Below are 6,119 nucleotides of genomic sequence, written 5' to 3' on the forward strand. Positions count from 1 at the left end.
GACTGCTCGCCGAGGACCTCGGGCGGCGCGGGCGGGTCCGACAGCAGCAGGCTCAGCAGCCGGCCGCGGCGCTGCTCGCGCTCGCCCGCGGCCTTCTCCCGCGCGCGGGCGTAGCCGTGCGCGGCGGCCGACGCCAGCGCGTCCAGGTAGGCGAAGTTGGCCTCGGCGAGCAGGCTGATGAGCGCGCGGGGCCGGCCGAGCCGCTCGGCCTCCACCGCCAGGTGCCGCCAGGCGAGCCGGGAGCCGATCCGCATCGCGTTCTGGAGGTGCTCCAGGCTCCGCCCCTCGACCGCCTCGCCGTAGCCGACGTCGAAGAAGACCTGGTACACCTCCTTCCACGAGGTGTCCGGATCGGCGATCATCCGGACGAAGTGCTCCATCGCGTGCGCGACGGCGGCCTCGGCGGCGCGCGCGTAGGCCGCGTCGCCCGGGCGGTCGTACTCGGGGACGTGCCGCAGGACGCCGCGCACCATCGGCCCGAGCAGGGCCGGCAGGTGCGGGCGCATCCACCGCGCCTCCTCGGCCGGCACGTCCCGCCACGGCTCGTCGCTCAGGCCGTCCAGGACGGGCGCGCCGCGGCGCGCGTCCTCGTATGCCGTCGTCACGGTGACACCTCCTCGCCCCGCCTGCCGGTCGTCTCACCCCCGCCGTCTCAACCTAGGCACGCAGCGTGATCCGCGACACTCACCGGCCTGCGCCGAACGGGCGCCCGTTTGTCAACCGCCTGACAACCCGCGGCGGGGAGGATCGCGGCCCACGCGTTTACCTGACGGCCGCATTCGGACATTCACCGTGGGCAATCTCACAGTGCGGCGACAGCGCTCCGCACGTTTGGGCGATGATGTGAAAATAAATCTTGTGCGACCCTCGAAAAATGGGCGGGCGACGGTTCCCGGAACGCGCCTCGCGGGGCCCATTCCGGCGCGGCGACGTGCGTGATCACCTCCTGCGGAGAGCGGGACGCCGCGCCGCAAGCGGCCGCTGACGTGCGCTTATTGGACGACATGTCCCGACACGGAGCGTGAGCGGGAGCTCCGCGTTGCCGGTCTGGGAAGACCCGGCCGCCGTGGACTGCCCAGCGCGGCAGTTCATCGGCGCCCATTCCTGTAGCAAGATGACGGCCGTGTCGAGGGCGGTTTCCACAGCGCCGTGGAACGCTTATCCGCCCTTCTCGTGAAGGGCGCCCGGCGAGCTTTATCGCGGTCCGCCGCCCGGCGCGGTTCCGTTCCCGGCACTGCCCCCCGTCCCGCAGCAGCGATAGAGGAGCCGACAACGTGGAGGACACCGTGCTGGACGACCCGGCCGCGGCGGAAGGAGCGTTCGGCCAGGCGGCCCGGGAGCGCGCCGTGAACGCGGTCAAGGCGGAGCTGGCCTCCCTGTGCGAGGACCTCGCCGAAGGGCTCGCGATGGGCCTGGACGAGGGCCGCGAGATGGTCGGCGGCGCGATGTCGGAGTTCCTCGCCGACTTCCTGGACTCCGTCCGGGCCAAGGGCTCCCGTCCCGCCGCGACCGGCATCGTCATGCTCCCCCTGCTGGTGCACGGCGCGGAGACCGGGGATCCGGACCCGGCGCTGCCCGTCGCGGTCGCCCACCTGCTCTGGTGGGCGGCGGCGCGCCACCTGGACGACCTGACCGACGCCCCGGCGCCCCCGTCCCCGCGGGACGGTGCCGAGCACAGGGCCGCGGGCGCGAAGGTGCTCACGGCGCTCGCGGTCGGCGGGCACCTCCCGGTCCGCCTCGTCGCGGAGCTGCCGGTGCCGGACGCGGTCCGCGCCGGGCTGGTGGACGAGCTGTCCCGCTGCTGCCTGGACGCCGTCGACGGGCAGCTGCGCGACCTCGCCGGCAGGCCGTCGTCCGCCACGCCCGAGTCGGTGCTGCGGAGCTACGCGGGCAAGACCGGCGCGCCGTACGCGATGGCCGCCGCGTCCGCGGCGCGGCTCGCCGGGGCCGCTCCCGGGCGCGCCGCCCGCTGGCGCGGCTACGGCCGGACGCTCGGCGTGCTCCGCCAGCTCGTCAACGACCACCGCGACCTCGCCTCCGGACGGTACGAGGACCTCGCCAACGGCACGGCGACGTACCCGCTCGTCCATCTGCTGACCACGCTGCCCGCCCCGCGGCGCCGGGCGGTGCTCGCCCTGCACGAGGCAGCGCGCGACTCGGCCGCGGCACGCGCGGAACTGGCGTCGCGGATGCTCGACGAGGAGGTCGCCGACGGCTGCGCCGCGTCCGTGGCGCCCCTCATCGCGCGGGCGCACGCCCTGCTGGACGGGCTCGGCGGGAAGCCGGACTTCGTCCAGGACCTGCACGCGCTGGTCGACGCCGCGGCGCACCGGCTGCCCGGGCTCAGCCTGGCCGTGGCGTAGGGAGGGACGTCCGCGATGACTCCACCCTGCGACCTCCCCGGCATCCTCGCGGCGCACTGCCCGCGGGCGGCCCGGGCGATCGGCGAGGCCCTCAGCGGCCATCCCGCCCACCCTCCGATCCGGCGCACCGCCGGGCCCCTGTTCGGCGGCCGGGAGGAGACGGCCGCCCGCATGCTCGCGCTGCTCCTCGCGGGCGACCCGCTGCCCGCCGACGACCTCGCCCGGTTCCGCGACCTCGGCATGATGGCCGCCCGGCAGGCCATCCCGCTGCCGGTGCTGTCGGAGGCGTGGGACGTGGCGCTCGCCGCCGCGGCGCGCTTCTTCTGGGCGGTCGCGCCCGCCGCCTGCTTCACCGAGATGGCCGAGCTGACCGCCCGCGCCGCGCGGCTCGCCGGGCAGGCCAGGGAGTCCTGCATCCAGGGCTACGCGGAGGCGCCGCGGGAGGGCGACCGGTCCCGGCCGCTGCGCCGCCTGCTCGCCGAGACGCTCATCGACGGCGCCCCCGCCGAGGCGATCGCCGAGGCGGCCGGGGTCCGCCTCGCGCCCGGCTACCTCGTCCTGCTGTGCGAGACGGGATGCGCCTCCGCCGGGGGTCCGCTCTGGGAGCGGACGCGGGAGCGCTTGGAGGCCGAGGAGGGCGTCCTGTACTCGGGCGACCTCGCCCGGCTCACCGTCCTCGTCCCGGCGGAGGATCCGGCCGCCGCCGCGGAGCGGGCCGCCGGGTTCACCGCCGTGCTCGCGGCCTGGACGCGCGGGCGGGTGCACGCCGCCGAGGCCCACCGGGACGGCCTCGCGGGCGTCCCGGACGCGCTGGAGGAGGCGTCGCGGGTGCTGTCGATCGTCAAGGCGATCCCCGACGCCGAGACCCGCCCCTACGGCGCGGACGAGCTGCTCGTCGAGCTCGCCATCCTCGGGCAGCCGGGCATCCGCGGGCGGTTGTCGGCGGTGCTGTCTCCGCTGGACGCCGGCACCGACCTGCGCCGCACCCTGGAGGTGCTGCTCGCCTGCAACCTGGACCGCGAGCGCGCCGCCCGCGAGCTGTGGATCCACCGCCGCACGCTGCACTACCGGCTGGACCGCATCAAGGAGCTGTCCGGGATCGACCCGAGCTCGGCGCGCGGCATCCAGCTGTTCCGGGCGGCTCTCACCTCCGCCCGCCTGACGGCCCTGGAGAGCGAGGGCCACCGGGCGGAGGACGCGTCGCTGCCGCCGCCGGAGCGCGTCCCGCAGCTGACGACCGCCTGAGGACGGCCGTGCCGCAGGCCGATCCGACGCCGGTGCCCGGCCACGTGCTACTGAAGCTTCTTCGCCGGGAGCTACGGGAGAGCGGGAGCGGCGGGAGTCGTGGGAGGCAGGGAGCGTCGAGACGCGGGAGCCGCGGCACGTCCACTGGCTTCGGGAGCACGTGCGCCCGGGGGACCGGTGGGCGGCCTCAGCCCTGCCCGGCCTCGCGCATGATCGTGTCGAACTGCGCCGCCATCGCCTCGGAGAGCGCGTTCGCCCCCGACAGCGGGCGGACCATCACGCAGAACTCGTCGATCAGCCCGTCGTCGTCGTAGTGCAGGAAGTCGCAGCCGTGCACCTCCCGGCTGCCGACCCTCGCCTTGAACATGAGCGCGTGGTCGCGCCCGTCCGGGTCCCCGATCTCCCGCACGTAGCGGAAGTCCTCGAAGACGCGCAGGACGCCGCGCAGGATCGCCGTGACCAGGACCCGCCCGTCGTAGGGGGCGAAGGCGACGGGGCTGAGGAAGGTGACGTCCTCCGCCAGCATCGGCGGGACGGCGTCCATGTCGCCCTTCTCGATGGCCGCGCGCAACGGGTGCACGGGCTCCACCTCCAAGCTGGATCTCATCGGCTGGATTCCATCGGCCGGATCCCGATGGCCGGATCTCATCGGCTGGGCACAGGATGTCAGAGAACCGGCCGGCCGGTTCGATCAGCGCGGCTCCGGCGCGTCCGCAGGCCGCCGCCGGGCATGTCCGCAGCACGCAGCGCACGCGTCCGCCCCACGGGTCACGCACGCCCCGCGGTTCCCGCCGACCCCTGTGATGTCGGTCTCGCCACCCGCTCCGGGCGCCCGAACCGGGAATGAATCGCCTCCGGGAGCTCTTTGATCACGGCGTGAGCCCGCGCCCCCGAGGCCCGCGGGCGCTCACCCGAACGGCTCCCCGGAGGAATCATCAGCGTGTCCGTCCAGCCCGTCACCGCCCCGTCCGCCACCGCTCCGTCCGGACGGCCGGCCCCGCCCGCGCCGGCGGCCGGCCTGCCCGGACCGGACCCCGGCGCCCGGCGGGAGGGCGGCGGCGCGCTGACCGCGGTGCTGGCCTTCACCGGCATCGTCGTCGCGCTGATGCAGACGCTCCTGATCCCGGTGATCGGCCGGCTGCCGGAGCTGCTCCACACGTCCATGTCGAACGCGACGTGGGCGATGACCGCGACCCTGCTGTCGGGCGCGGTCGCCACCCCGATCATGGGACGGCTCGGCGACCTGTACGGCAAGCGGCGGATGATCCTCGTGAGCATCTCCACGGTCGTGCTCGGCTCGCTGATCGCCGCCGCCACCTCGCAGCTCCTCGTGGTCGTCGCGGGCCGGGCGGTGCAGGGCTTCGCGATGGGCGCCATCCCGCTCGGCATCAGCCTGATGCGGGACGCGCTGCCGCGCGAGCGGCTCGGCTCCGCGCTCGCGCTGATGAGCTCCTCGATCGGCGTGGGCGGCGCGCTCGGCCTGCCGCTCGCGGCCTACATCGCCCAGCACTACAGCTGGCACATGCTGTTCTACGGCGCCGCCGCGCTCGGCGCGGTCTCGTTCGTGCTCGTCCTGGTCGCGGTGCCTGAGTCGCCGCTGCGCGCCAAGGGCAGCTTCGACTACGCCGGGACGGTCGGTCTCACCCTGGGCCTAGTGGCCGTCCTGCTGCCGATCACGAAGGGCGGCGACTGGGGCTGGACGAGCCCCGCGACGCTCGGGCTCGCCGGCGCCGGCCTCGCGGTCCTTGTGCTGTGGGGCGTGCTGGAGCTGCGCCTGCGGGATCCGCTCGTCGACCTGCGCACCACCGCCCGGCGGCAGGTCCTGCTCACCCACCTCACGGCGATCACCGTCGGCGTCTCGTTCTACGCGATGTCGCTGGTGCTGCCGCAGCTCCTGGAGCTGCCGAAGGCCACCGGCTACGGCCTCGGCCAGTCGCTGCTCGTCGCCGGGCTCGCCGTGGCGCCGATGGGCGTGTCGATGATGCTGGTCTCCCCGGTGTCGGCGCGGATCTCGGCGTCCCGCGGCCCGAAGACCTCGCTGATCCTCGGCCTGCTGGTGATCGGCGGCACCTACGCCGCCGCGCTCGGGCTGATGAGCGCGGTCTGGCAGGTCGCGCTGGTCGCGACTATGCTCGGCGCCGGTATCGGGCTGGCCTACTCGGCGCTGCCCACACTGATCATGGGCGCGGTGGACGTGTCGGAGACCGGCGCGGCCAACGGCCTGAACACGCTGATGCGCTCGGTCGGCACGTCGGTGTCCAGCGCCGTGCTCGGCAGCGTCCTCGCCCGCAACACCAGCACGTTCCACGGGACGGAGGTGCCGAACATGACGGGCTTCCGGATCTCGTTCCTCATCGCCACCGGGGTGATCGCCGTCGGCATCGTCCTCGCCGCTTTCCTGCCGTCGGTCCGCCGGACCGCGCGGCGCGCCCAGGCGTCCCCGGCGCGTCCCGCGCCGGCGGGCGAGCCCGCGCCCGCGGGTGAGCCCGCCGAGGTTCCGGCGCTCGCCTT

5 protein-coding genes are annotated in these 6,119 nt (G+C 75.0%); 3 read left to right on the plus strand and 2 right to left on the minus strand.

Translation table 11 applies throughout. The annotated features are described in order from the left end of the window. Positions 1 to 605, minus strand: a 605-nt coding sequence (locus E1300_RS46645) for a PucR-like N-terminal domain-containing protein (RefSeq protein WP_503104949.1), incomplete at its 3' end; no start/stop codon positions are given. A gap of 669 nt (positions 606 to 1,274) precedes the next feature. Here E1300_RS46645 and E1300_RS46650 point away from each other — a divergent pair. Beyond that, positions 1,275 to 2,363, plus strand: a complete 1,089-nt coding sequence (locus tag E1300_RS46650) for a polyprenyl synthetase family protein (protein WP_131763688.1) — start codon at positions 1,275 to 1,277, stop codon at positions 2,361 to 2,363. Between the two features lie 15 nt (positions 2,364 to 2,378). Continuing rightward, positions 2,379 to 3,608, plus strand: a complete 1,230-nt coding sequence (locus tag E1300_RS46655) for a PucR family transcriptional regulator (RefSeq protein ID WP_131763689.1) — start codon at positions 2,379 to 2,381, stop codon at positions 3,606 to 3,608. 187 nt (positions 3,609 to 3,795) lie between these two features. Here E1300_RS46655 and E1300_RS46660 read toward each other — a convergent pair whose 3' ends face one another. Further along, positions 3,796 to 4,188 (minus strand): nuclear transport factor 2 family protein, encoded by a 393-nt coding sequence (locus tag E1300_RS46660; protein ID WP_131763690.1) that lies wholly within the window; start codon positions 4,186 to 4,188, stop codon positions 3,796 to 3,798. 360 nt (positions 4,189 to 4,548) lie between these two features. Between E1300_RS46660 and E1300_RS46665 the strand changes: the two genes are divergently transcribed. Further along, a partial coding sequence (locus tag E1300_RS46665) for an MFS transporter (RefSeq protein ID WP_207400394.1) occupies positions 4,549 to 6,119 on the plus strand: 1,571 nt, incomplete at its 3' end.

The organism is Actinomadura fibrosa, from assembly GCF_900659615.1.
GTDB lineage: Bacteria > Actinomycetota > Actinomycetes > Streptosporangiales > Streptosporangiaceae > Spirillospora > Spirillospora fibrosa.

What these genes read in the sequence shown, in the direction of transcription:
- E1300_RS46655 (WP_131763689.1), top strand. Translation starts at nt 2,379, where the DNA reads ATGACTCCACCCTGCGACCTCCCCGGCATCCTCGCGGCGCACTGCCCG.